General features: G+C 50.5%; 2 protein-coding genes and 1 pseudogene. All 3 read right to left on the reverse strand.

Translation table 11 applies throughout. The annotated features are described in order from the left end of the window. Positions 1-102 (reverse strand): annotated as a pseudogene (locus ACYVG7_RS01655) (hypothetical protein); the annotation flags it as partial. 10 nt (positions 103-112) lie between these two features. Next, positions 113-217, reverse strand: coding sequence for an IS66 family insertion sequence element accessory protein TnpA (tnpA, locus tag ACYVG7_RS01660; protein WP_460881512.1), 105 nt, complete (start codon positions 215-217; stop codon positions 113-115). An 81-nt stretch (positions 218-298) separates the two neighbouring features. Continuing rightward, complete coding sequence (locus ACYVG7_RS01665; RefSeq protein WP_460881513.1) at positions 299-751, reverse strand: hypothetical protein; 453 nt, start codon at positions 749-751, stop codon at positions 299-301. Between the last annotated feature and the right edge of the window lie 96 nt (positions 752-847).

Raw genomic sequence — 847 nt, forward strand, 5'->3', positions numbered from 1 at the left:
CAAGCCGACTTCGGCCGCGACAGGAGCAGGCATGGTGACTCTGGCAAAGCCGGGAAGAGGGTCCGAGGCCGCAGGCTGTTCGAGCTTTTTGCGCCAGTAAGCAAACTGGTGGCTAGATCAGTGCCTGGCTTTTGCAAAAGGCGTGGCCGGAGAGGCCGGAGTCAAGCCAGGCAGTGATCTGCTGCTGCCAAAAATCAGCACGTTCTTGAGTGGTCATAGTGGAAATCGAATGAAGAGGTAATGGATTTCAAGTGTGACGAGCTGATTTTGAGAAAAACAGATGCCGATTCAAGGGCGCTTACGTTACAGCAGAGTGGTTTCTGCCTGGCACAGCGTTAGTTTTGGGAGCGTAACCAACTTCTAACGTAAAGCGTTGATAGCCAACAGTGATCATCGGCAGGGCGATGAAACCATCAACCGCAAAACTGTTAAGATAACCAGCCTGCAACCCCACCCCAGCATGGAATTTTTCGTAAAATGACCACTCTTTGATATATGCCATGCCCGCAAATTTGGCCCACTCGTAGTAAGAGTCACGATAAATGCCACCGCGAAGCGACAGTTTACCGATATCACTGTCCCCCCAAAAAGCCCAGTCCAAACCGAGGCCTGGATTCCAGTAACTAAAATCACATGGCTTACCATTGCCACTTTGGGACTCGGTACATTGAGAGTGCACAGAGGCGCCGTAAATCATCAGAGACAAATCATCAACAGCAATGGAGGAATCAGCAAAGGAAGGAACAGCCAAAATACTTAAGAAATCCTGATTACCATCGAGACTCAGCCAGCTTCAACAGGCGTTGTGGCATTGGAGCCGTACGACAGCCGATCCTGACCAGTTCCA

The organism is Pseudaeromonas pectinilytica (assembly GCF_054780855.1).